We start from the raw sequence: 22877 nt of genomic DNA, 5'->3' as shown, positions 1-22877 counted from the left end.
CATGTCGACCGATTCCAATCCTCAACCGGAGAGCGGCCACGCGGTCGCGTTGCGCGCCGAGCGGCGCTGGGCGATTTTCGCGGTCGGGCTGATCGTGCTGATGCTGGCCGTGATCGTCTTCTCCGGCCTGCATTGGGCGATGATGCCGCCGTCGCGCGTCGAGACGATCGACCCGGCGCGCCTGCAACTGTCCGGCGAATTCGTCGAGGACAATCTCGGCAGCGCAGTGCAGCCGGACGGCTCGGTGATCGTGCGCTTCATCGCGCAGCAGTATTCGTTCACGCCGCAATGCCTGCTGGTGCCCGCCGACACGCCGATCACGATCCGCACCACCAGCGCCGACGTCGTGCACGGCCTGCTCGTCACCAACACCAACATCAACACGATGGTCGTGCCCGGCTACGTCGCCACGCTGAACACGCGGTTCGACCAGCCCGCCGATCACACCATGCCGTGCCACGAATTCTGCGGCTTCGGCCATCAGACCATGTGGGCGCATGTGAAAGTAATCGACAAAGCCGCCTTCTTCGAGCAGGCCCGACAATCACGGAGGCTGAGCTGTGTTTCACGCTAAGCGACTCGTTCTCGCGCATTTCTGGCTCGCCTTCATCACGTTTCTGATCGCGCTGCTGCTGGGTGCCTGGCAAATGCTGGTGCGCAGCCCGCTCGTGCCGTGGATCGGCGACCCCGAGTTGTACTATCGATCGGTGACCGCACACGGCTCGGTGATGGCCTACGTGATGCCCACGCTGGTGTCGATGGGCTTCGGCTACGCGATCGTGGAACTCGCGCTCGCGCAGCGACTTGCCGGCATCAGGTGGGCCTGGGCCGCGTTCATCATGCTGGCAGTCGGCGCGGTCATGGCGATGGTGCCGGTCGCGCTCGGCACGGCCTCGGTGCTCTACACCTTCTATCCGCCGATGATCGGCAGCCCGTTCTATTACCTCGGCGTGGTGCTGGTGGTGGTCGGCTCGTGGATCTGGGTCGCGCTGATGCACGTGAATCTGCGCATCTGGAAGCGCGCCAATCCCGGCAAGGCGGTGCCGCTCGCGATGTTCGCCAACGTGGCGGGCGCGTACCTGTGGGCGTGGACCGCCGTCGGCGCGGCGGCCGAGATCCTGTTCCAGATCCTGCCCGTCGCCTTCGGCCTCACGCGAACCATCGACGCCGGCCTCTCGCGCATCCTGTTCTCGTGGACGCTGCACGCGATCGTCTACTTCTGGCTGATCCCGGCGTATATCGCGTACTACACGCTGGTGCCGCGCGCGATCGGCGGGCGCCTGTACAGCGATGCGATGGCGCGCGTATCGTTCATCCTGTTCCTCGTGTTCGCGATGCCGATCGGCATCCACCATCTGTTCGCCGATCCGCAGGTCGGCTCCGGCTTCAAGTTCCTGCACGCGGTGTTCACCGGCATGGTCTCGGTGCCGACGCTGCTGACGGTGTTCACGATCTGCGCGTCGGTGGAAATCGCCGGCAGGCTGCGCGGCGGCAAGGGCGCGTTCGGCTGGCTCACCGCGTTGCCGTGGCGCAATCCGATGATGCTGGTGATCGCGTTCTCGTTCGTCATGCTGGGGTTCGGCGGCGCGGGCGGGCTGATCAACATGAGCTACCAGCTGAACTCGACGGTCCACAACACGCAATGGGTGACCGGCCACTTCCATCTGATTTTCGGCGGCGCGATCGTCATCATGTACTTCGCGATCGCCTATGAACTGTGGCCGCAACTGACCAACCGCGCGATCGTCTCGGTGAAGCTCGTGCGCACGCAATTGTGGCTGTGGTTCATCGGCATGATGATGGTGACGCTGCCGTGGCATTACGTCGGCCTGCTCGGTGCGCCGCGCCGCATGGCTTACTACGACTACACGATGTCGGGCATGCAGGACCAGGCGTTCTGGGTCGGCATGTCGGCGGTGGGCGGCCTCGTTCTCGTCGCCTCGGGCGTGCTGTTCGTCTACATCCTCGCGAAGTCTCAATTCGGGCCGGCGGTGCAGCCGCAGGCGTTCCGTTTCGCGAGCGCGGTGCATCCGGTCGAACGCGTACCGGCCGCGCTCAATAGCTTCGGCTTGTGGGTCGCGCTGATGATCGGCCTCACGGTCGTCAATTACAGCGTGCCGATCGTGCAGTTGCTCAGACTGCCGCAGACGTCGGTGCCGGCGGTCGTCATCGGAGCGCAGCGATGAGTGAGGAACGCGTCTTCAGCTTGCGTAACCCGTGGTTCACCTGGAGCGTGGGCGGCACGATCGCGATTGCGATCGTAGGAATACTGATCGGTTTCATCTGGCTGCCGTCGGCGAGCAGTGCCTTCGGCGATCGCGGCTTATGGGCGACGATCTGCGGCGCGGCCGGCGCGCCGTCGAACTGGTATAGCGGTGCGAGCGCAGGCAGTCCGGTGCCGAGCGAGGTGGTCGTGTTGCCGCCGTGGCACCCGACGCGCTCCGCAGCGGATTCGATCGGCCGCGGCGCGACGATCGCGACGCAGCACTGCTCGATGTGCCACGGTGTGCTCGGCACGCCGCAGGTCACGGCACCCGGGCTGGCCGGACAGTACGGCGATGCGGTCTATAAGGAATTGCGCGACTACCAGAGCGGGCGGCGGCAAAACGCGGTGATGCAGGCGATCATCGCGGGGCGCAGCGATCAGGATCTGCAGGATCTCGCGGCTTACTACACGTCGCTGACGAGAGGCTTCGGCGCCGAGACGCCACGCGTCGGCGAAGAGCCGGATGCGAACGCGGTGAAGCTGGCGATGCAAGGCGATCCACAGCGCAACATCGCGCCTTGCGCAGCCTGTCATGGAGAGCTCGATCGCAAAGGCGCGGCGCCGTGGCTGGGCGGGCAGTCGTCGGCGTATCTTGCCGGGCAGATGCGCGCGTTTGCTTCCGGCGCGCGGCACAACGATATCAACGAACAGATGCGCAATGTGGCGCGGCAGTTGACCTCGGCGGAGATAGATAGCCTCGCCAGGTATTACGCCGCCATGCAATAACGCTGCACTTGAATGCGCGGTGCCTGTCGTCGTCGCTTCGAAGACGCTGCGCGCAATGGGCCTCGACCGAACGGCCTCGACGAACGGGCGCCAACGAACAGGATTCGACGTCAGGCCGCCATGAACTCGCCCGCGTCATCCCGCTTCGAAGCAGCGCCAGAAGCGTCCCGGCGCCGCGCGCCCGCAGCGCCGAACGCCGCGGAGCCGCTCTCCGTCTGGAACACCGCCACCGCCGACGACAACCGCCGCGCCTGATCTTCCAGCGAACTGGCCGCCGCCGCAGCCTGCTCGACCAGCGCGGCGTTCTGCTGCGTCACCTCGTCCATCTGCGCGACCGCGAGATTGACCTGATCGATGCCGGTGCTCTGCTCGATCGCCGCCGCCGCGATCTCACCCATGATCGAACTCACGCGCGCAATCGCGTCGACGATCTCAGCCATCGTCGAGCCCGAGCGTTCGACCAGTTGCGAGCCCGCCTGCACCCGCGCCGTCGATTCGTCGATCAAGCCCTTGATCTCCTTGGCCGCCGCCGCGCTGCGCTGCGCGAGCGAGCGCACCTCGCTCGCCACCACCGCGAAGCCGCGTCCCTGTTCACCCGCGCGCGCCGCTTCGACCGCGGCGTTCAGCGCGAGGATGTTGGTCTGAAACGCGATCCCTTCAATCACGCCGACGATATCGGCAATCCGCCGCGAGTCGTCGACGATGCCGTGCATCGTGCCCACCACCTGCTCGGTGAGGTCGCCGCCCTGCGCAGCCAGGCTCGACGCGCCCTGCGCGAGCGAACTCGCCTGCTTCGCGTTGTCCGCCGTCTGTTTGACCGTCGACGTGAGTTCTTCGATGCTCGCCGCCGTTTCTTCGAGCGACGCGGCCTGCTCTTCGGTGCGCTGCGACAGATCCGCATTGCCGGCCGCAATCTCGCTCACGCCGGTATCGATGGATTCGGTACCTTGACGTACCGCATTCACCGTCCCGATCAGCGACTCCTGCATCTTGCGCAGCGCCGCCGCGAGACGGCCCATTTCGTTGTCGCTGGTGACGTCGATCCGGCTCGTCAGATCGCCGTTGGCGATTCGCTGGAATTGCGCGATGGTCGCGTCGACCGGATTGACGATCGCGCGCACCAGCACCATGCGCCCGATCAATGAACCGAGCAGCGACACCACCATGCCGATCGCCACCGCGATGCAGATCGCGTAGAACAGATCCTGCGCCTCCTGATAGCGTTGCTCGCCGTGATCGAGCTGCAACTGTTCGAGGGCGAGCATCGCCTTCTCGTACGTGCTGTAGAGCGACGGCAGCTTGTGCGCCTGCAATTGATTGAATGCATTCCTGTCGCCCGACTTGAGCGCGGCAAGCGCCGGATCGACGCCCTCGCGCAGGAAGCTGTCGCGCTTGGCCTGCATGTCCTTGATCAGGCGCTGCTCGGTGTCGTCCGCGCTTGCGCGGCTCACATAGTGGGCAAGCCGCTCGTTGGATACTTTCTGGTACTGATCGAAACGCTTGAGCACGGCATTCGCGCCGTCCTGATCGTTCAGCTCGATCAGCGATGCGTACGTCGCGAGCGCCAGACGCAGGCGCAGCAGCTGGCCGGAGCTGCCTTCGAGGTCCGCGACGGCGGGCGTGTCGACCGTGTACATCTGTTGCAGTGACGCGTTGCTCGAGCGCAGCGACAGCAGGCCCGCGGCGGCGCCGAGCAGCAACACGACGCCAAAGAACACGATCATCAGGCTAAGGCTGGTGCGAATCGACAGATTTCTCAACATCGGGCTTGTCTCCAATGGGCCGCTGACCGGGTGCCTCGATGGCTCCGGCCACGCGTGCTGCGCCCAAACCCTTCCGGCCAGGTCCGCAACTTTTGTCTAGAATTTAAGCAACCACCACACTGAGGGACTACGGCGGCACAGCAGAAAACTTTATGGTCGATGACGCATACGGTTGCGATACATCAACTGACGGGCGCCAACGCAGGTCCGTTCCCGCCGCGCATTCTGGTGCGGGACTACCCGGGTATCCGGCGCCCGGCAGTTGATGGAAAGTGACGACGCACCTGTCTTCGGAGTATTTCTATGGCGGAAGTCGGATCGGCTCTACTGGTTTTTGCGCTGCTGCTGGTCGCGACCGGCCTGGGCGTGTGGGTGCGGCCGCTTCTGCCCGAAGAGCACAAGGCGCACGAGACCGTGCAGCTCATCCAGTTGGTGATCGGCATGCTGGTGACGTTCGCCGCCCTGGTGCTCGGCCTGATGACGGCCTCCGCGAAGTCCAGCTTCGATACCGCCTCGAACGATCTGCGCAGCTATGCGGCCGATCTGATCGAATTCGACACGACCTTGCGCGACTTCGGCAACGATGCCGACGAAGCCCGCCGCCTGTTACGTCAATACACGGCGGCGGCAATCGCGTCGACCTGGCCTCACGAGACGGCGCCGAGCGGCGACTACCCGAAGAACCTCGGTGTGCAGGACTCGAAGCGGCTGGAAAACGTGCGGCTCGGCGATATGCTCACCGACGTGGGCCGGCAGTTACGGCAATTGCGAATGCGCGATTCGCTGGAGGCACGTGCGCTCGACGACGCGTTGGCGCAATACCGGCGCGTCGTGGACGCGCGCTGGAAGCTCATCGAGGAAGCGCATAGCTCGATATCGCAGCCATTCTTCAAGACGCTCACGTTCTGGTTGTGCGTGATTTTTCTGAGCTTCGGCTTGATTGCGCCGCGTAATGCACTGGCGCTCGTCACGATTTCGCTGGGGGCGGTGTCGATTGCTTCGGCGATTTATGTAATCGTCGATCTGGATACGCCCTTTTCCGGGCCGATTGTGATTTCCAGCCAGCCGTTGAGAGATGCGCTGACGCATTTGCAGCGGTGAGCGCAAGAAGCAATGAAAACGGCCCCGGAAATTCTCGCCAAACCGTTTGAACGGTCGGGAGAGCCCGGGGCCTGCTGTACTTGCTGCCGAAATGGCTATTAGAACGGAATATCGTCGTCCATCTCATCAAAACCGCCGCCTGCCGGCGCGCTCGGACGGCTGGAACCGCCGCCGCCGCCGCCGCTGCCGCCACGCGAAGCACCGCCGCCCGACGACATCGCGCGGCCACCACCACCGCCGCCGCTACGCTCCGACGGCTCGCCGCGGCTATAACCGCCTTCGTCGCCACCGCCGCCGCCCATCGAGCCACCACGGCCACCCAGCATTTGCATCTGCTCGGCGACGATTTCCGTCGAGTAACGATCGGTGCCGTCCTGCGCTTGCCACTTGCGCGTGCGGATGCGCCCTTCCAGATAGACCGACGAGCCCTTCTTCAGATATTCCGAAACGATTTCCGCGAGGCGGCCGAAGAACGACACGCGGTGCCACTCGGTGGCTTCCTTCATCTCGCCGGACGCCTTGTCCTTGTACCGGTCCGTCGTCGCAAGGCGGATGTTCGCCACTGCGTCGCCGCTCGGAAGATAACGGACTTCCGGATCGGCTCCGAGATTGCCGACGAGAATGACCTTGTTCACGGATGCCATGAGTTTCTCCTGTTGATTCCGTTGCGGGCGGCGCGGCACTGCGCGGTTCGCGTCTAGTGGCCCGCAGGCCGAGATCGGAACAGCACCTCTGCCCGCCGCCGGGTGAGTTCTGGATGAATTCGGGATGTGCTCCCGGGTGCGCCGCGATAGCCCGGCGAATGTTGCGTACTACGCCTTGCGCGGCGGCTGTTTCATCTTTGCGGCGATTATAAGCCAGCAAAACACGAGCCCCGAGCAAGTGAGGAACACAGTGCTTTGTCCATCCACTTTCAGCAGCCAGCCGCCGACCATCCCGCCCAGCGCAAGACCGATCGACTGCGTGGTGTTGTACACGCCGGCAGCCGCGCCTTTGCGGGTGCCCGGCGCCAGTTTCGACACCAGCGAAGGCTGCGACGCTTCGAGAATATTGAAGCCGAGAAAGTACACAAAAAGGATCGCCGCCACACTCAGAATCGTATGCGGAGCGACGCCCAATAACAACTGTCCGATCAGGATAAGACCGATCGCGGATAGCAGCACGATCTTCATTTTGCCGCGCTTCTCGGCGGCGATGATCGCCGGCACCATCATCACGAAAGACAGGCCCATCACCGGCAGATACACCTTCCAGTGCGACGCGACCGGCAGGCCGCCGGCTTCGAGAATGCGCGGCACGACGAGGAACAGCGCGGTTTGCGTCGCGTGCAGTACGAGCACACCGAAATTCAGGCGCAGCAGTTCCACGTTGTGCAGCACTTCGGCGAACGGCGCACGCACGTGCACCGGCCTCGGCGCATCGGGCACGACCCACAACACCACGCCGATCGCGAGGATCGAGAAGATGCCGACCAGCGTGAACAGGCCGCTCATGCCGATCCACTGGAACACGATCGGCGCGCCGACGATCGCCACCGCGAACGACACGCCGATGCTCCCGCCAACCATCGCCATCGCCTTGGTGCGATGCTCTTCGGAGGTGAGGTCGGCGATGAACGCGATGACCGCGGACGACACCGCGCCCATCCCCTGAATCACACGGCCGACGATGATCCACGTCATGTCGTGCGCGCCCGCCGCGACGAAGCTGCCGAGCGCGAAGATCAGCAGGCCGGTGGCGATGACCGGCTTGCGGCCGACCTTGTCGGAGATCCAGCCGTAGAAGATGTAGAGCATCGACTGCGTCACCCCGTACGCGCCGAGCGCGATGCCCACCAGCAGCACGTTGTCGCCGCCCGGAATGGTCTTCGCATAGATCGAGAACACCGGCATGATCATGAAGAGACCGAGCATGCGCAGCGCGAAGATGGCGGCAAGCGACACGGTCGCGCGCAGTTCAGGCGCGCTCATGCGTGTGGAAGTGGCGGACGGATTGGACATCGGGAGCGTTCTTTGAATGAGCTGGACGGCACACTGCGGGCGGCCGGCGGCGGGACCGGCTCGTTGGGACCGCCACAAGCCGGCAGCCTGCCGCGGCGTAGGCGCAAAACCCGCGGCGCAGGCCTTCGAGCCGGCGGCCTTGCAGCATGCCCGCCCAGCCTCGCTTTGCCTTGTACTCGCGGAAAACGGCCCCAGTTAAACCCCTTCCCCGCGGCACCAAACCGCAGCCTTACAGCTTGCCTCGCGCGTGATTCGCGCCGTCAGGAAGCCGTAACGACGGCCTTGAAAAGTCGTTATAGTAGCAGGTTTAGCCTCTTCCTCTTTCCGCCAGTTCATGGAATAAATCCGTGGAACAAATCCGTATTCGTGGGGCTCGCACCCACAACCTGAAGAACGTCAATCTAGACCTACCCCGTCACAAGCTCGTCGTCATTACGGGCCTTTCCGGCTCGGGCAAATCGTCGCTGGCGTTCGACACGCTCTATGCGGAAGGACAGCGGCGCTACGTCGAAAGCCTCTCCGCCTACGCGCGCCAGTTCCTGCAGTTGATGGAAAAGCCGGACGTCGATCTGATCGAAGGTCTGTCGCCGGCAATCTCGATCGAACAGAAAGCAACCTCGCACAATCCGCGCTCCACGGTCGGCACCGTCACCGAAATTCACGACTATCTGCGACTGCTGTTCGCGCGGGTCGGCACGCCTTATTGCCCCGATCACGAGATTCCGCTCGAAGCGCAAAGCGTGTCGCAAATGGTCGACGCGGCGCTCGCGCTGCCGGAAGAGACCAGGCTGATGATCCTCGCGCCCGTCGTGGCGGACCGTAAAGGCGAGCACGTCGAACTGTTCGAGGAAATGCAGGCGCAAGGCTTCATCCGTTTCCGCGTGCGCTCGGGTGGCGGCACCGCCAACGAAGGCGTCGCGAAGATCTATGAAGTCGACTCGCTGCCGAAGCTGAAAAAGAACGACAAGCACACGATCGACGTCGTCGTCGATCGTCTGAAAGTGCGTCCGGACATGAAGCAGCGCCTCGCCGAATCGTTCGAAACGGCGCTGCGTCTCGCCGACGGGCGCGCGATCGCGCTCGAAATGGATACGGACAAAGAGCATCTGTTCAGCTCGAAGTTCGCCTGCCCGATCTGCTCGTATTCGTTGCAGGAACTGGAGCCGCGGCTCTTCTCGTTCAACAACCCGATGGGCGCGTGCCCGGACTGCGACGGCCTCGGCCAGATCACCTTCTTCGATCCGAAACGGGTGGTCGCGCATCCGTCGCTGTCGCTCGCGGCGGGCGCGGTGAAGGGCTGGGACCGGCGCAACCAGTTCTACTTCCAGATGCTGCAAAGCCTCGCGGCGTTCTATGAGTTCGACATCGACACCGCCGTCGAAGATCTGCCGGAGAAAGTCCGCAAGATCCTGCTGTTCGGTTCGGGCAAGCAGGAGATTCCGTTCTCGTACATCAACGAACGCGGCCGCACGTCCGTGCGCGAGCACGTGTTCGAAGGGATCATCCCGAATCTGGAGCGGCGTTACCGCGAAACCGATTCGGTCGCGGTCCGCGAAGAACTCGCCAAGTATCAGAACAATCAGCCGTGCCCGGCCTGCGCCGGCACGCGGCTGCGCCGCGAGGCGCGCTTCGTCCGGATCGGCGCGGATGGCGACGCGCGCGGCATCTTCGAAATCAGCGGCTGGCCGTTGCGCGATGCGCTCGGCTATTTCCAGACGCTGCGGCTGGAAGGCTCGAAGCGCGAGATCGCCGACAAGGTCGTGAAGGAAATCGTCGCGCGGCTGATGTTCCTGAATAACGTCGGGCTCGATTACCTGTCGCTCGAACGCAGCGCGGAAACGCTGTCGGGCGGCGAGGCGCAACGGATTCGCCTCGCGTCGCAGATCGGTTCCGGGCTGACCGGCGTGATGTACGTGCTCGACGAGCCGTCTATCGGCCTGCATCAGCGCGACAACGACCGGCTGATCGCCACGCTCAAGCATCTGCGCGATCTCGGCAACTCGGTGATCGTCGTCGAACACGACGAGGACATGATCCGCATGGCCGACTACGTGGTCGACATGGGCCCCGGCGCGGGCGAGCACGGCGGCATGGTGATCGCCGAAGGCACGCCCAAACAGGTGCAGGCGAACGCGGCGTCGATGACCGGCCAGTACATGTCCGGCACGCGCAACATCGAGTTCTCCGACGAGCGCAAGGCGCCCGATGAGCGGCGCCTGCGCATCGTCGAGGCGTACGGCAACAATCTGCAGCACGTGTCGCTGGACCTGCCGGTTGGCCTCCTCACCTGCGTGACCGGCGTGTCCGGTTCGGGCAAGTCGACGCTGATCAACGACACGCTGTATCACGCGGTCGCGCACCACCTGTACGGCTCGGCCACGGAGCCGGCACCGTACGAATCGATCGAAGGCCTCGAACATTTCGACAAGGTCATCAACGTCGACCAGTCGCCGATCGGCCGCACGCCGCGCTCGAACCCGGCCACCTACACGGGCCTGTTCACGCCGATCCGCGAGCTGTTCGCGGGCGTGCCGGCGGCCAAGGAACGCGGCTACGATCCGGGCCGCTTCTCGTTCAACGTGAAGGGCGGGCGCTGCGAATCCTGTCAGGGCGATGGCGTGCTCAAGGTGGAAATGCACTTCTTGCCGGACGTATACGTACCGTGCGACGTCTGCCACGGCAAGCGCTACAACCGCGAAACGCTGGACGTTCAGTACAAAGGCAAAAACATCAGCGAAGTGCTCGACATGACGGTGGAGAACGCCTACGAGTTCTTCAAGCCGGTTCCGGTCGTCGCGCGCAAGCTGAAAACCTTGCTGGACGTCGGTCTGGGCTATATCCGGCTGGGCCAGTCGGCGACTACACTGTCGGGCGGCGAGGCGCAGCGCGTCAAACTATCTTTGGAACTGAGCAAGCGTGACACGGGTCGCACGCTATACATTCTTGACGAGCCGACCACCGGTCTGCACTTTCACGACATCGCGCTGCTGCTGGAAGTGATCCACCGGTTACGCGACCAGGGTAATACGGTCGTGATCATCGAGCATAATCTCGATGTAATCAAAACCGCCGACTGGGTCATCGACCTTGGTCCCGAAGGCGGTGCGGGCGGCGGGCAGATCATCGCTCAAGGCACGCCGGAGCAGGTGGCGAAATCGAAGGCAAGTTTTACCGGCAAGTATCTGGCGCCGCTGCTCAAGCGGGCGGCCAGCAAAAAGTAATGCTGCACAACAAGGGTGGGAGACGGGATAAGCCATGGCCAAGCGGAATCAGGCGCGCGACGACGGGGAAGTGCAGGACCTACGCCCACGCCCGGTCAGGCTGACTAGCGACATGAGCCTGCCGAAGCTATCGGCGGTCGAAATCGGCAGTTATGTGCTGATGCTGGCCGGCATGTGGGCGGTCATCGAACTGAAGCTGCTCGGCGCATTGCTCGCCGGACTGCTGGTGTTTCAGCTCGTGCATACGATCGCGCCGCGCATCGAGCGCCACATGTCGAGCATGCGGGCGCGCTGGCTCGCGGTGGTGATCCTGTCGGTGGTGATCGTGGGGGCGCTGACCGGGCTCACGCTCGGCATCATCGAGCATTTCGAGAACGACGTGCCGAGCGTGCAGAACCTGCTCGATCAGGCCATGCAGCTGATTCACCAGGCGCGTGGCCGGATTCCGCAGTTCATCGCCAATTCGCTGCCGGTCGACACCGAGCAGATGAAGGCCAAGGCCGAAGAACTGATGCACACGCACGCCAACATGCTGCAGCAAAGCGGCACGACCGCGGCGCGCGGCTTCACGCACATCCTGATCGGCATGATCATCGGCGCGATCATCGCGGTCGGCGCGCAGAAGCATACGCACCGGCTGCCGCTGTCCACGGCCTTCATCACGCGCGTGACCCGTTTCGCCGATGCGTTCCGCCGCATCGTGTTCGCCCAGGTGAAGATTTCCGCGCTCAATGCGGTCTTTACCGCCATCTTCCTGCTGGTGGTCCTGCCGATCTTCCACGACCAGTTGCCGCTGTCGAAAACGCTGGTGCTGGTGACGTTCATCGTCGGTTTGCTGCCGGTGATCGGCAACCTGATCTCGAACACGATCATCGTCGCGGTGGCGCTGTCGGTGAGTTTCCCGGCGGCGGTCATGTCGCTCGTGTTCCTGATCCTGATTCACAAGCTGGAGTATTTCCTGAATGCGCGCATCGTCGGCGGACAGATCGAGGCGCGCGCATGGGAGCTGCTGATCGCGATGCTCGTGATGGAAGCCGCGTTCGGCATCCCTGGCGTGATCGCGGCGCCGATCTTCTACGCGTATATCAAGCGGGAATTGATCTACCTGCGGCTGGTGTGAATCGCGGACGAAACCCGGACGCCCGGGCAGCCAGGCAAAAGAACGGCACTTCGGTGCCGTTTTTTTCGTCTTTTGCCTTTGATGACCCCATCAAGCGCAGGCGGTCGCCGCAGCACGGGGAACTTGCGGGAGCTTGCACAAGCCCCTAAGATGCGAACAATTCCCATTCACAAATCGCTTCCGCCGTGACATCTGCCAAGTCCTTCCGCTCCCTCCTGCCGGCTCGTGCATGAGGCGCCAGCTCGTCCGCCTGCACCGGTGGTTCGGCGTCGCCACCGCGCTGTTTCTGTTCGTCGCCGGCCTGACCGGCGCGATCATCGCGTGGGACCATGAACTCGATGCAGCGCTGAATCCGTCGTTCTTCAAAGTCCACACGGAGGCTCCGGCGCTGTCGGGTCTGGAGCTGGCCCGCCGCGTGGAAGCCGCCGACCCGCGGCTTCAGGTGACCTATCTGCCGCTGACCGCCGAACCCGGCCACACGCTGCAGATGATGGTGCTGCCGCGCACCAACCCGGCCACGAAACAGCCCTACCCGCTCGATTTCAACCAGGTCGCCGTCGATCCCGCCACCGGCGAGATTCAGGGACGCCGCGAGTGGGGCGCCGTATCGCTCGCGCCGATCAATCTGATTCCGTTCATCTACAAGCTGCACTACACGCTGCACTTGCCGTTCGCCGGCAGTATCGATACCGGCACGTGGCTGATGGGGATCGTCGGCATCGTGTGGCTGTTCGACAGCGTGATCGCCCTCGTGCTGTCGTTCCCGAGCGTCAAGGCATGGCGCAAGTCGTTCGCGTTTCGTCTGAAGCGCGGCGGCTATGCGCTCACCTTCGACCTGCACCGCTCCGGCGGCGTCTGGATCTGGGGCCTGCTGATGGTCATCGCGCTGACGTCGATCTCGATGAATCTGTCGGGGCCGGTGGTGCGGCCAGTCGTCTCCAGGCTCTCGACGCTCACGCCGGACCCGATCAACAACCCTGAAATCCTGCGCGCCCCGCAGCCGGGCGATCAGGTATTGAGCCGTGAACAGATCTTCAAACTGGCTGAGCAGGCCGGCAAGTCGATGAACCTCGCCGCGCCGCCTGGCGGCATCTACTACGCGGAATTCCTGCACGCGTACGGTGTGGGCTTCTACGCGCCCGGCAACGATCACGGCGACATCGGCCTCGGCAACCCGTGGATGTATTGGGATGCGGTCACCGGCAAGCTGCTCGGCAAAACGATTCCGGGCAAGGGCACCGCCGGCGACATCTTCATGCAGGTGCAATTCCCGCTGCACTCGGGGCGCATCCTCGGACTCGGCGGGCGGATTCTGATCAGCGTAATGGGCATCGCGGTCGCCGTGCTGAGCGCGACGGGCCTGCTGATCTGGCTGAAGAAGCTGAATGCGCGCCGCCGTTCGGCACAGAACGCCGGTCTCGCGCGGAACGCGGGTGGGTCGGCGGCGCGGTCGTAGGGGGAAGGTTGCGCCGGCGGCATCGCGCGGCGCATTTTGTGGCGGCGGCACGACGACTATCGCCGCCGCCCGCTACAGAGTCATGGGCGCCTTGAACGCCTCTACCGGTTTTACCGGAACACCACCGTCTTACTGCCGTTCAACACGACGCGATGCTCGACGTGCCATTTCACCGCACGCGCGAGCGTCACGCATTCGACGTCGCGGCCAATCGCCGTCAATTGCTCCGGCGTCATGCTGTGGTCGACGCGCTCCACTTCCTGCTCGATGATCGGACCTTCGTCGAGATCCGTCGTCACGTAATGCGCGGTCGCGCCGATCAGCTTCACGCCGCGGTCGAATGCCTGGTAATACGGCTTCGCGCCCTTGAAGCTCGGCAGGAACGAGTGATGAATGTTGATCGCGCGGCCGGCCAGCGCTTCGCACAGCTTCGGCGACAGAATCTGCATGTAGCGCGCGAGCACCACCAGATCCGCCTGATGCTCGTCGATCACTTCGAGCACGCGCGCTTCCTGCGCGGCCTTAGCGTCGGGCGTGCCGCCCAGCAGCGGGAAGTGATGGAACGGAATGTCGTAGCTCGCGGCGAGCTGATAGAACTCCTTGTGATTCGAGATGATCGCGGCAATCTCGATGGCCAACTGACCGGTGCGGTAGCGGAACAGCAGATCGTTCAGGCAGTGGCCGATCTTCGACACCATGATCACTACGCGCGGCTTCACCGACGCGTCATGCAGTTCCCAGCGCATGCCGAACTGTTCGGCGAGTTCCGTGAACGACGTGCGCAACGCCTCCAGCCCCGGATCGCCGCCCACCTGCTGAAAATGCACGCGCATGAAGAACTCGCCGGTGCCGCTGTCGCCGAACTGCGCGGAGTCGAGAATATTGCTGCCACGCTCGAACAGAAAGCCCGACACTGCGTGAACGATGCCGGGCCGGTCGGCGCACGACAGTTTGAGGATAAAGCTGTGATCGGTCGACATGACCTGGGTGACTCCCTTCTTCAATGCGTGGTTTGTTCAGTCTGTACGGCTCGATGCTGCGTGCTTCGGGGTGTTCGTCGTGCGGGCGCTGCGGCTGTCAAAGTCGATGCCTACACCAGCGCCGGTGGCGCGAACAACGCTTCGATACCGGCGCACGCCTCTTCATCGAGCCAGCGGCGGCGCAGCAGGCAATCCAGCGTGGCGAGACTTGCGTCCACCGTCATCGCGCCCTCCTCGATCCAGCGCGCCACTTCGTCGATGCGCGCGAGCCGGTGCTCACCCACTTCGCCGTCCTGATTGCGCGGCGCGAAATCAGCCGGCAGCGCAAGGTCGTAGATAAAAATCTGTTCGGCCTGCGTGCCTTCCGGCAGCGATTGCAGCACATGCGCGGTGCGCCCGGCGACGGCGCGTGCGGCAATTTCCTCGGGGATGCCGGCTTCTTCCCAGCACTCCTTGATGATCGTCGCCTCGATGCCGAAGCCCCAGCCGATCCCGCCCGCGACGACATTGTCGAGCATGCCGGGGTCGGTCGCCTTGGTGTCGCTGCGGCGCGCGATCCACAATTGCGGTGCGCCCTTCTGCGCGCCATCCGCGTATTCTACGACGCCGTTCAGATGCACCGCGTAGGTCATCGTGCCGAAGAAGCGCGACGCCGCGCGTTCGATGTACGCGAGCGGCGGCGCGTCGAACGCATTGCGGATCGCGTAGGTCTCGTTGCGCCAGCCGGGAATGCGGCCTTCTGCGGCGAGCGCGCCGATCACGGAACCGAGCGCCGCGCTGCGCAGATCGACGCTATTGAACGCGGCCGCGAGGGTCACGCGGGCGTGGCTGCTATTGCTGTCGATCTCGAACACGTCGGGCCAGCGCGTGAGCAGGGGCACGTCGCCCGCACGGATCCAGCCGACCTGTTCGGCGCCGATCCAGAACGGCAGATGCGCAGCCGCATCGAAGCGGCGCGCGGCGGTGATGCAAGGCAAAGTCATCCAGAACTCCAAACTGAACAGTGCGCAAGACGCGGCCGGTGAGCGGCGAGCGCGTGGTCGATCGCACGGCCACGTCAGTCACGCAGCGCCACGCGAATCCCTATGGCGATAAACGTCGCCCCGGCGAGGCGATCGAGCCACACGCCCACCCGCGGCCGACGCTTGAGCCAGCCGCCGATGATCCCCGCGCACACGCCGAACAGCGAAAACACCACGACCGTCTGCAACATGAACAGCACGCCGAGTTCGAGCATCTGCACCGTGACGCTTTGCGCGCCGTTCGGCTGCACGAACTGCGGCAGGAACACGACGAAGAACAGCGTCACCTTCGGATTCAGCAGATTGCCGAGCACGCTCTGGCGAAACACCGTCATCAACGGCTGCGGCGCGCGCTGATGCGCGCTCGCGAGGCCCTGGCTGCGCAGCGCCTTGATGCCGATCCAGATCAGATAGGCGGCGCCGGCCAGCTTGATCGCTTCGAACGCAAGCGGCGACGAGCGCAGCAACGCGGCCACGCCGAACGCGGCCAGTGTCGTGTGAAACGTGATGCCGGCCGCGAAGCCGAGCGCGGCGACGAGACCCGCCGCGCGGCCCTGCGAGATGCCACGCGCGAGCACCTGCAGGTTATCGGGGCCGGGCGCCACGGTAATCGCAATCGACGTGGCAAGAAACAGCAGGAAGTTGGGCATCGTCGTTACCTTCTTGTTGTGCGGCGAAGTTCGGCGAAAAGCGGCGGCTACGCGCGCGCTCAATGACCTTCGAAGCTCGTCGCGGTGTAGAGCGCGAGGCCGGCCTCGCGCAGCAGCTTCGAGCCGCCGAGTTCGGGCAGATCGATGATCGCCGCGCCTTCCACGACGACCGCGCCGAGCCGCTCGAGCAGAATCTTGGCGGCCATCATCGTGCCGCCGGTAGCGATCAGATCGTCGATGATCACGACCCGGTCACCGGGCTTGCACGCATCTTCGTGAATCTCGACGGTCGCGGTGCCGTATTCGAGTTCGTACGACTGCGAGAGCCGCTTATACGGCAGCTTGCCCGCCTTGCGGATCGGAATGAAACCGATGTTCAACTCATACGCGAGAATCGGCCCGAAGATGAAGCCGCGCGCATCGAGCCCGGCGACGTAGTCGAGCTGCGCGTCGAAGTAGCGCTGCACGAACAGGTCGATCAGCACGCGCAGCGACTTCGGCTCCTGCAGGAGCGGCGTGATGTCGCGAAACTGCACGCCCGGCTGCGGCCAGTCGGGCACCGTGCGAATGTGGCTTTTGATGTAATCGGCCGCATCGAGCGGCGCGCTGACGAGCGCGTTGGACATGATGTCTCCGGATGGACCTCGGTAGGTCCAATGAAAAACTGAATCTGAGCGGCGTAAGGGCCGGCGGCTCGCAGCTTGTGCCTTGCGGCGCGGCGTCACGCGACGCGCATGCGCCCCCGGGCGCCCGCCTACGCCGCAGCCGCGCCCGCACCCGCTCGACGGTGCTTCGAGAGCCGTTCCTCGGCTTCCGCCAGTTGCTCGGGCAGACCGCGCAGTACCACGATGTCGCTCGCGCGCAGCTTGGTGGACGGGTCCGGCTCGACGCCGCGAATACCGTGCCGGCGAATCGCCGTCACTTCCACGCCCAGCTCCAACAGACCCAGTTCGGCGAGCGTGCGGCCCACCGCGTCCGCGTTGGCGTCGACCGGCACCGATTGTAGCCGCACCTGTTCGTGGCCGTCGTCGTCGTCGACGTCGTCGGCACCGTGGAAATACCCGCGCAGCAGCGCATAACGTTCGTCGCGCATTTCCTCGACCCGCCGCACCACGCGCCGCATCGGCACGCCCATCACCACCAGCGTGTGCGAGGCCAGCATCAGACTGCCCTCGACGATTTCCGGAATCACTTCGGTCGCGCCGGCGGCCAGCAGCTTCTCCAGGTCGGCATCGTCGACGGTACGCACGATCACCGGCAGCGTCGGTTCTTCCTCGTGAATGTTGTGCAGCACGCGCAATGCCGACGGCGTGTTCGCGTAAGTGATCGCGACCGCGGCCGCACGATGCAGGCCGGCGGCGAGCAACGACTCGCGCCGCCCGGCGTCGCCGAACACGACCGACTCACCGGCGGCCGCGGCCGCGGCGACGCGATCGGGGTCGAGATCCAGCGCGACGTACGAGAGGCCTTCGTGTTCCAGCATGCGCGCCAAATTCTGCCCGGCCCGGCCGTAACCGCAGATGATCACGTGGCCGCTCTGCTTCAGGCTTTGCGTCGCGATGCGCGTCATCTGCAACGACTGCATCATCCATTCGGTCGACGACAGCCGCAGCACGATACGGTCCGCGTTCTGGATCAGGAAGGGCGCGGCCAGCATCGACAGCAGCATCGCCGCGAGAATCGCCTGCAGCAGCGTGGCATCGACCAGGTGTCGATCGAGAATCAGGTTCAGCAGCACGAAGCCGAACTCGCCCGCTTGCGCGAGGCCGATACCGGTGCGCATCGCGACGCCGGGCGTCGCGCCGAACAGCCGCGCGAGGGCCGTGATCATCACCGCCTTCAGCAGAAGCGGGCCGATCAGGAAGGCGAGCACGATCAGCGGATGTTCCCAGATCACGGTCGGATTCAACAGCATGCCAGTGGTGATGAAGAACAGGCCGAGCAGCACGTCGCGAAACGGCTTGATGTCCTCTTCCACCTGATGCCGGTACGGCGTTTCGGCGATCAGCATGCCGGCGATGAACGCGCCGAGCGCGAGCGACAGCCCGAACTTGTCGGTGATGAACGCGGCGCCGAGCGTCACCAGCAGCACATTGAGAATGAACAGTTCCTGCGAGCGGCGCCGCGCGACCACGTTGAACCAGCGCGTCATGAAGCGCTGCCCGACGATCAGCAGCAGAGCCAGCGCCACGACGATCTTGATCGCCGCGATGCCGAGCGAGGTGACCAGTTCTTCCGACTTGCCGCCGAGCGCCGTGATGATGATCAGCAGCGGCACCACCGCCAGATCCTGGAACAGCAGCACGCCGAAGATGTTGCGCCCGTGCTCCGTTTCGATTTCGAGCCGCTCGGCCAGCATCTTGCTGACGATCGCCGTCGATGACATCGCGAGCGCGCCGCCGAGCGCCACGCTCGCCTGCCAGGTGATATGCACCCAGCGCTCCAGCAGGAAGCCGAGCGCGACCGCCACCGCGATCGTGCCGAGCACCTGCAACAGGCCGAGACCGAACACGAGCCGGTGCATCGCGCGCAGCTTGGCGAGCGAAAACTCCAGCCCGATCGAAAACATCAGGAACACGACGCCGAACTCGGCGAGGTTCTGCGCGCCGGCCGAGTCGGGAATCAGACCGAACGCGTTCGGTCCGACGACGATGCCGACCGTCAGATAGCCGAGCATCGGCGGAAGATTCAGAAAGCGAAACAGCACCACGCCCGCCACCGACGCCAGCAGCAGGAACAACGTCATCTCGAGCGGGGAGATCATCGGCAAAAACGCATGGGTGAAGCGTCCTCGTTCGTCAGCGGAACCGTGCACGCAAAACGCCGTGCGGCGAGGTTGAGGGGCCGGCAAATAGGCCGAAAAAAGGCTGTTGAAGGCAGCGGCTTGGCACAGCAGGCCCGGCGCGGCGAACAGGCGCCTTTGCTATACTCCGCGAATGATAGCGAAAATCAATGGCGACCGGGCACTGACGCTCGCTCGCGACGTGCTCGACATCGAAGCGGACGCCGTGCGCGCCCTTCGCGACCAACTCGACGACGGCTTCGTAGGGGCGATCGATTTCATCCTGGGTTGCCGTGGCCGCGTGGTGGTCTCCGGCATCGGCAAATCCGGCCATGTGGCCCGCAAGCTCGCGGCCACGCTGGCCAGCACCGGTACCCCCGCGTTCTTCGTGCACCCCGCCGAAGCCAGCCATGGCGACCTCGGCATGGTCACCTCGGACGACGTGTTCCTCGCGCTGTCCAACTCCGGCGAAACCGAAGAACTCGTGGCGATCCTGCCGCTCATCAAGCGCATCGGCGCGAAGCTGATTGCGATGACGGGACGCCCGTCGTCGAGTCTCGCACAACTGGCCGACGTGCACCTGAATTCCGCCGTCGCCAAAGAAGCCTGCCCGATGAATCTCGCGCCGACCGCCAGCACCACCGCCGCGCTCGCGCTCGGCGACGCGCTCGCGGTCGCGGTGCTCGATGCGCGCGGTTTCGGCCGCGACGATTTCGCGCGTTCGCATCCGGGCGGCGCGCTCGGCCGGCGCCTGCTCACCTATGTGCGCGACGTGATGCGCACCGGCGATCAGTTGCCGCAGGTCACGCCCGAGGCGACCGTGCGCGACGCGCTGTTCCAGTTGACCGCGAAACGCATGGGCATGACCGCGATCGTCGACGAGGAAGGCCGCGTGGCAGGCATCTTCACCGACGGCGACCTGCGCCGCGTGCTCGAACGCGATGGCGATTTCCGCCAGTTGTCGATCGCCTCGGTGATGACCGCCGGCCCGCGCACCATCGGTCCGGATCGACTCGCGGTCGAAGCCGTGGAACTGATGGAGCGCCACCGCATCAATCAGATGCTGGTCGTCGACGAAGCAGGCAAGCTGATCGGCGCACTCAACATGCACGACCTGTTCTCGAAGAAGGTGATCTGATGGCCATCGCTCCTCCCACTGCTACCGAACGCGCAAGCCGCGTGAAGCTGATGATTTTCGACGTCGACGGCGTGCTGACCGACGGCGGCCTGCTGTTCACGGCGGAAGGCGACACGATGAAGGGCTTCAACTCGATGGACGGCCACGGCATGAAGCTGCTGCGCCAGGCGGGTATCGAGACGGCGATCATCACGGGGCGCAAGTCGGGCATCGTCGCGGCGCGGGCGAAGGAAATGAACATTGCGCACGTCTATCAGGGCGTGCAGGACAAACCTCAGGCGTTTGCGGACCTTTTGCAGCAGACCGGCCTCACCGCGGAAGAATGCGGCTACATGGGCGACGACTGGGTCGACCTCGCCGTGATGCTGAAGGTCGGCTTCGCGGCGGCGCCCGCCAACTCGCATCCTGAAGTGATCGCGCGGGCGCATTGGGTCAGCGAGGCGCGCGGCGGTCACGGCGCGGCGCGCGAAGTCTGCGACACGCTGCTGCGCGCGCAGCACAAGTACGAAGCCCTGCTCGCTGCCGCCTGCAGCGGCGAACAGCGAGGCCTCGTCGGATGAATCAGTTTCGCTGGACTTCGCTGATTCCGCTGGTCGCGATGGCCGCGCTCGCCGGTATCACGTGGTGGCTGCTGCAAGCCACGCAGCCGCGGCAGAACGAAGGCGCGCCTCGTCCGAAGGGACACACGCCGGACTATTTCGCGGACAACTTTTCGGTTTCCGAACTCGATCAGTCGGGCGCGACGCAATACCGCCTGACCGCCCAGTCGCTGATCCACTACGAAGACGACGAGCTGAGCGACCTGATCAAACCGGCCATGCGCGCATTCCAGCCCGGCAAGCCGATCGTCACCGCCACCGGCGACACCGGCAAGGTGAACGCCGACGCGTCGATCGTCGATCTGTACGGCAATGCGCGCATTTTGCGGGCGCCCGGCAACGGCGATCCGCAGATGCAGGCAGATTCGGAGCATTTTAGGGTGCTGGTCAACGACGATGTGATCGAGACCGAAAAGCCGGTTAAACTTCAGCGCGGCATGTCGGTGATGACTGCCAGCGGCATGAACTACAACAACGTCACCCGGGTGATGCAGCTGTTCGGCAACGTGAGAGGCGCGATTACCTCGTCCGACGCCGGCGGCAGCTCGCCCAAGTAACCCGGGTAATCCATTCCAGGCGTGACTGCATGAACGAATCGTTCCCCCGTTTTTTTACCGGCCGCTCGCGCACCCTGTCCGCGTGCCGCGCCGGACTCGCTGCGTTCGCCGTCGCGTTGCCGCTCGCCGGCTTCGCGCCGCTCGCGCATGCGGATCGAGCCGACAAGGACAAGCCGCTGAACATCGAAGCGGACAACATGACTTACGACGACCTCAAGCAGGTCAACATCTTCACCGGCCACGTGGTCGCCACCAAAGGGACGATCGTGATCAAGGCCGATCGTGTCGAAGTGACTCAGGACCCGCAGGGCTATCAGTACGCCACCGGCACGTCGAGCGGCGGCAATCTGTCGTATTTCCGCCAGAAACGTGAAGGTCTCGACGAATACATCGAAGGCACGGCCATCCGCATCGACTACGACGGCAAGCAGGATCTGACCACGCTCACCACGAACGCCACGGTCCGCCGCTTGCAGGGTCTGTCGACGGTGATCGACCAGGTGCGCGGCAGCGTCATCACCTACGACGGCCAGAACGACTTCTATACCGCGAAGGCAGGCAAGGACGTCGCCAGCCCGGGCAACCCGACCGGCCGAGTGCGCGCGATGCTGTCGCCGCGCAACAACGGCGCGGCAGCGCCGGCCGGCGCGTCGGCCACGCTCGCGCCGTCCACCACGATCCAGGGAGCGCCGAATCAGTGAGCACGAGCGCGTCCCTCCCCAATCGCAAACCGGCCGGCACCAGCAGTTCGCTGGTCGTACGTAATCTGAAGAAGCGCTACGGTTCGCGCACGGTCGTCAAAGACGTGTCGCTCGACGTGAAAAGCGGTGAAGTGGTCGGTCTGCTCGGCCCCAACGGTGCCGGCAAAACGACTTCGTTCTATATGATCGTCGGCCTCGTGCCGCTCGACGCGGGCGAAATCGACCTGGACGGCAAGTCGATCAGCCTGCTGCCGATCCACAAGCGCGCGTCGCTCGGCCTGTCGTATCTGCCGCAGGAAGCGTCGGTGTTCCGCAAGCTCACTGTCGAGCAGAATATTCGCGCGGTGCTGGAATTGCAGCACGAAGACAACGGCAAGCGGCTCAGCAAAGACACCATCACCACCCGCACCGAAGCCTTGCTCGACGAGCTGCAAATCGCACACTTGCGCGAGAACCCGGCGCTGTCGTTGTCGGGCGGCGAGCGTCGCCGCGTCGAAATTGCCCGGGCGCTGGCCACCAATCCGAGCTTCATTCTGCTCGACGAGCCGTTCGCGGGCGTCGACCCGATCGCCGTGCTGGAAATCCAGAAAATCGTCAAGTTTCTGAAGCAGCGCAATATCGGCGTGCTGATCACCGACCACAACGTGCGCGAGACGCTCGGTATCTGCGATCACGCGTACATCATCAGCGACGGCAGCGTGCTGGCTGCCGGGGCGCCGAGCGAAATCATCGAGAACGAAAGCGTGCGGCGCGTCTATCTGGGCGAGCACTTCCGCATGTAAGCGCACAACGGGC

Annotated in this window: 20 protein-coding genes; 12 read left to right on the top strand and 8 right to left on the bottom strand. The window is 64.5% G+C overall.

The annotated features are described in order from the left end of the window. Nucleotide 1: 1 nt before the first annotated feature. From ACZ9H4_RS04605 to ACZ9H4_RS04595, 3 genes are read left to right on the top strand one after another with little or no spacing between them, the layout of a single operon-like run. Nucleotides 2–574, top strand: coding sequence for a cupredoxin domain-containing protein (locus ACZ9H4_RS04605; protein WP_408323047.1), 573 nt, complete (start codon nt 2–4; stop codon nt 572–574). Further along, nucleotides 561–2186 (top strand): b(o/a)3-type cytochrome-c oxidase subunit 1, encoded by a 1626-nt coding sequence (locus tag ACZ9H4_RS04600; protein ID WP_476118346.1) that lies wholly within the window; start codon nt 561–563, stop codon nt 2184–2186. The genes ACZ9H4_RS04605 and ACZ9H4_RS04600 overlap by 14 nt, the downstream gene beginning before the upstream one ends. After that, complete coding sequence (locus ACZ9H4_RS04595; protein WP_476118345.1) at nt 2183–2992, top strand: c-type cytochrome; 810 nt, start codon at nt 2183–2185, stop codon at nt 2990–2992. The genes ACZ9H4_RS04600 and ACZ9H4_RS04595 overlap by 4 nt, the downstream gene beginning before the upstream one ends. Nucleotides 2993–3102: 110 nt before the next feature. On the opposite strand, the gene ACZ9H4_RS04590 is transcribed toward ACZ9H4_RS04595, so the two are convergent. Further along, the gene (locus ACZ9H4_RS04590; RefSeq protein WP_476118344.1) at nt 3103–4755 is read right to left on the bottom strand and encodes a methyl-accepting chemotaxis protein; all 1653 of its coding nucleotides are present in this window, start codon (nt 4753–4755) and stop codon (nt 3103–3105) included. A 303-nt stretch (nt 4756–5058) separates the two neighbouring features. Between ACZ9H4_RS04590 and ACZ9H4_RS04585 the strand changes: the two genes are divergently transcribed. Then, nucleotides 5059–5856: a bestrophin-like domain gene (locus ACZ9H4_RS04585; RefSeq protein ID WP_476118343.1), complete on the top strand. Its 798-nt coding sequence runs from the start codon at nt 5059–5061 to the stop codon at nt 5854–5856. A 98-nt stretch (nt 5857–5954) separates the two neighbouring features. On the opposite strand, the gene ACZ9H4_RS04580 is transcribed toward ACZ9H4_RS04585, so the two are convergent. Together ACZ9H4_RS04580 and ACZ9H4_RS04575 are read right to left on the bottom strand one after the other, a co-directional pair. After that, nucleotides 5955–6500 (bottom strand): single-stranded DNA-binding protein, encoded by a 546-nt coding sequence (locus ACZ9H4_RS04580; protein WP_408156069.1) that lies wholly within the window; start codon nt 6498–6500, stop codon nt 5955–5957. A gap of 168 nt (nt 6501–6668) precedes the next feature. Beyond that, on the bottom strand, nt 6669–7856 hold the full coding sequence (locus ACZ9H4_RS04575) for an MFS transporter (protein WP_408145705.1): 1188 nt from the start codon (nt 7854–7856) through the stop codon (nt 6669–6671). Nucleotides 7857–8203: 347 nt separating this feature from the next. Between ACZ9H4_RS04575 and uvrA the strand changes: the two genes are divergently transcribed. From uvrA to ACZ9H4_RS04560, 3 genes are all read left to right on the top strand, one after another. Continuing rightward, nucleotides 8204–11077, top strand: a complete 2874-nt coding sequence (gene uvrA / locus ACZ9H4_RS04570; RefSeq protein WP_408145703.1) for an excinuclease ABC subunit UvrA — start codon at nt 8204–8206, stop codon at nt 11075–11077. Nucleotides 11078–11111: 34 nt separating this feature from the next. Then, nucleotides 11112–12197, top strand: coding sequence for an AI-2E family transporter (locus ACZ9H4_RS04565; RefSeq protein WP_408156071.1), 1086 nt, complete (start codon nt 11112–11114; stop codon nt 12195–12197). 229 nt (nt 12198–12426) lie between these two features. Further along, nucleotides 12427–13653, top strand: coding sequence for a PepSY-associated TM helix domain-containing protein (locus ACZ9H4_RS04560; protein ID WP_476118342.1), 1227 nt, complete (start codon nt 12427–12429; stop codon nt 13651–13653). Between the two features lie 110 nt (nt 13654–13763). Here the strand turns inward: ACZ9H4_RS04560 and purU are convergent, their stop codons facing one another. From purU to ACZ9H4_RS04535, 5 genes are all read right to left on the bottom strand, one after another. Next, nucleotides 13764–14633, bottom strand: coding sequence for a formyltetrahydrofolate deformylase (purU, locus tag ACZ9H4_RS04555; RefSeq protein WP_408145697.1), 870 nt, complete (start codon nt 14631–14633; stop codon nt 13764–13766). A 110-nt stretch (nt 14634–14743) separates the two neighbouring features. After that, nucleotides 14744–15616, bottom strand: coding sequence for an NUDIX hydrolase (locus ACZ9H4_RS04550; protein WP_476118341.1), 873 nt, complete (start codon nt 15614–15616; stop codon nt 14744–14746). Nucleotides 15617–15690: 74 nt separating this feature from the next. Beyond that, nucleotides 15691–16305 carry a LysE family translocator gene (locus tag ACZ9H4_RS04545; protein ID WP_476118340.1) on the bottom strand — a complete coding sequence of 205 codons (615 nt, stop codon included), beginning with the start codon at nt 16303–16305 and terminating at the stop codon, nt 15691–15693. A gap of 59 nt (nt 16306–16364) precedes the next feature. Further along, nucleotides 16365–16931: an adenine phosphoribosyltransferase gene (locus ACZ9H4_RS04540; RefSeq protein ID WP_408145691.1), complete on the bottom strand. Its 567-nt coding sequence runs from the start codon at nt 16929–16931 to the stop codon at nt 16365–16367. 128 nt (nt 16932–17059) lie between these two features. Then, complete coding sequence (locus ACZ9H4_RS04535) at nt 17060–19069, bottom strand: monovalent cation:proton antiporter family protein (RefSeq protein WP_408323051.1); 2010 nt, start codon at nt 19067–19069, stop codon at nt 17060–17062. Nucleotides 19070–19241: 172 nt separating this feature from the next. On the opposite strand from ACZ9H4_RS04535, the gene kdsD reads away from it, so the two are divergent. Genes kdsD through lptB form a run of 5 tightly spaced genes read left to right on the top strand, consistent with a single transcriptional unit; the run spans nt 19242 to nt 22864 of the window. Beyond that, nucleotides 19242–20225 (top strand): arabinose 5-phosphate isomerase KdsD, encoded by a 984-nt coding sequence (gene kdsD, locus ACZ9H4_RS04530; protein WP_408156078.1) that lies wholly within the window; start codon nt 19242–19244, stop codon nt 20223–20225. Beyond that, complete coding sequence (locus tag ACZ9H4_RS04525; RefSeq protein WP_121316471.1) at nt 20225–20785, top strand: KdsC family phosphatase; 561 nt, start codon at nt 20225–20227, stop codon at nt 20783–20785. Before kdsD ends, ACZ9H4_RS04525 begins: the two co-directional genes overlap by 1 nt. Next, complete coding sequence (lptC, locus tag ACZ9H4_RS04520) at nt 20782–21381, top strand: LPS export ABC transporter periplasmic protein LptC (RefSeq protein ID WP_168670624.1); 600 nt, start codon at nt 20782–20784, stop codon at nt 21379–21381. Before ACZ9H4_RS04525 ends, lptC begins: the two co-directional genes overlap by 4 nt. A 29-nt stretch (nt 21382–21410) precedes the next feature. Next, complete coding sequence (lptA, locus tag ACZ9H4_RS04515; protein WP_408145684.1) at nt 21411–22082, top strand: lipopolysaccharide transport periplasmic protein LptA; 672 nt, start codon at nt 21411–21413, stop codon at nt 22080–22082. After that, nucleotides 22079–22864, top strand: a complete 786-nt coding sequence (lptB, locus tag ACZ9H4_RS04510) for an LPS export ABC transporter ATP-binding protein (RefSeq protein WP_408145682.1) — start codon at nt 22079–22081, stop codon at nt 22862–22864. The genes lptA and lptB overlap by 4 nt, the downstream gene beginning before the upstream one ends. Nucleotides 22865–22877: the final 13 nt, after the last annotated feature.

The sequence above is a fragment of the Paraburkholderia sp. TE9906 genome (genome assembly GCF_056279605.1).
This window is presented reverse-complemented; position numbering and strand designations above follow the sequence as displayed.

Coding starts and splice junctions, on each gene's coding strand:
- ACZ9H4_RS04605 (WP_408323047.1), top strand. CDS start 2: ATGTCGACCGATTCCAATCCTCAACCGGAGAGCGGCCACGCGGTCGCG.
- ACZ9H4_RS04595 (WP_476118345.1), top strand. CDS start 2,183: ATGAGTGAGGAACGCGTCTTCAGCTTGCGTAACCCGTGGTTCACCTGG.
- ACZ9H4_RS04590 (WP_476118344.1), bottom strand. CDS start 4,755: ATGTTGAGAAATCTGTCGATTCGCACCAGCCTTAGCCTGATGATCGTG.
- ACZ9H4_RS04585 (WP_476118343.1), top strand. CDS start 5,059: ATGGCGGAAGTCGGATCGGCTCTACTGGTTTTTGCGCTGCTGCTGGTC.
- ACZ9H4_RS04580 (WP_408156069.1), bottom strand. CDS start 6,500: ATGGCATCCGTGAACAAGGTCATTCTCGTCGGCAATCTCGGAGCCGAT.
- ACZ9H4_RS04575 (WP_408145705.1), bottom strand. CDS start 7,856: ATGTCCAATCCGTCCGCCACTTCCACACGCATGAGCGCGCCTGAACTG.
- ACZ9H4_RS04565 (WP_408156071.1), top strand. CDS start 11,112: ATGGCCAAGCGGAATCAGGCGCGCGACGACGGGGAAGTGCAGGACCTA.
- ACZ9H4_RS04560 (WP_476118342.1), top strand. CDS start 12,427: ATGAGGCGCCAGCTCGTCCGCCTGCACCGGTGGTTCGGCGTCGCCACC.
- purU (WP_408145697.1), bottom strand. CDS start 14,633: ATGTCGACCGATCACAGCTTTATCCTCAAACTGTCGTGCGCCGACCGG.
- ACZ9H4_RS04550 (WP_476118341.1), bottom strand. CDS start 15,616: ATGACTTTGCCTTGCATCACCGCCGCGCGCCGCTTCGATGCGGCTGCG.
- ACZ9H4_RS04545 (WP_476118340.1), bottom strand. CDS start 16,305: ATGCCCAACTTCCTGCTGTTTCTTGCCACGTCGATTGCGATTACCGTG.
- ACZ9H4_RS04540 (WP_408145691.1), bottom strand. CDS start 16,931: ATGTCCAACGCGCTCGTCAGCGCGCCGCTCGATGCGGCCGATTACATC.
- ACZ9H4_RS04535 (WP_408323051.1), bottom strand. CDS start 19,069: ATGATCTCCCCGCTCGAGATGACGTTGTTCCTGCTGCTGGCGTCGGTG.
- kdsD (WP_408156078.1), top strand. CDS start 19,242: ATGATAGCGAAAATCAATGGCGACCGGGCACTGACGCTCGCTCGCGAC.
- ACZ9H4_RS04525 (WP_121316471.1), top strand. CDS start 20,225: ATGGCCATCGCTCCTCCCACTGCTACCGAACGCGCAAGCCGCGTGAAG.
- lptC (WP_168670624.1), top strand. CDS start 20,782: ATGAATCAGTTTCGCTGGACTTCGCTGATTCCGCTGGTCGCGATGGCC.
- lptA (WP_408145684.1), top strand. CDS start 21,411: ATGAACGAATCGTTCCCCCGTTTTTTTACCGGCCGCTCGCGCACCCTG.